The organism is Rivularia sp. UHCC 0363, assembly GCF_034931125.1.
Classification (GTDB): Bacteria; Cyanobacteriota; Cyanobacteriia; order Cyanobacteriales; family Nostocaceae; genus Rivularia.
The window spans coordinates 5,204-5,872 of the sequence record NZ_JAYGHM010000127.1; the positions used below are offsets into that span (position 1 = coordinate 5,204).

The window sequence follows — 669 nt, forward strand, 5'->3', positions numbered from 1 at the left end:
GAACATTGTTAATTGATAATTGTTAATTAATATCACCGATTCCTTGCATACCGGGGACGACACGGTGTACCCCAACAAACTTGTCCGTCAGGCAAATCGGTCAAAACAGTACTTCGCGCACCCACTACAGCATTTGCTCCAATTGTTACTCCCTGTCCGACAAAGCAATCTGTCGCAACCCAAGCACCATTACCGATCGCAATTTTACCTGTTTGCAAACCGAAGGCTGGGTCTTTGATATCATGGCTACCAGTACAGATATAGCTTTTCTGTGAAATTACGCAGTGAGAACCGATGTTAATTTCATCGATACTGTATAAAACAACATCATCGCCAATCCAACTATAGTCACCGATAGTTACTTTCCAAGGATAAGTAAAACGGGCAGTAGGTCTAATCAATACACCTTTACCGATACGTGCGCCAAAAAGACGCAGTAAAGCGCAGCGTATCCCACTTAGATTGTGAAGAGTTAGAGGAAAGGTAATTGCCTGCACGAACCACCATAAAAATATGTACCAACCCGCACGTCCCCGGTCGAAGTTGGATTGGTCGTATTTACGTAAATCAACAAAAGGTTCGGTATTTAATAATGTGGGCATCGCGGGGATTTTAGATTTTAGATTTTAGATTTTGGATTGGGGATCGAGAGTTAGGAGTTAGGAGTTA

At 42.6% G+C, this 669-nt stretch carries 1 protein-coding gene; it reads right to left on the reverse strand.

Going from position 1 to position 669, the window contains the following annotated elements:
- Positions 1 to 32: 32 nt before the first annotated feature.
- On the reverse strand, positions 33 to 602 hold the full coding sequence (hpsU, locus tag VB797_RS34340) for a hormogonium polysaccharide biosynthesis acetyltransferase HpsU (RefSeq protein ID WP_323242286.1): 570 nt from the start codon (positions 600 to 602) through the stop codon (positions 33 to 35).
- Positions 603 to 669 lie beyond the last annotated feature (67 nt).

Excerpts from the sequence above, each read along its gene's own strand:
- hpsU (WP_323242286.1), bottom strand. The coding sequence starts at position 602 with ATGCCCACATTATTAAATACCGAACCTTTTGTTGATTTACGTAAATAC.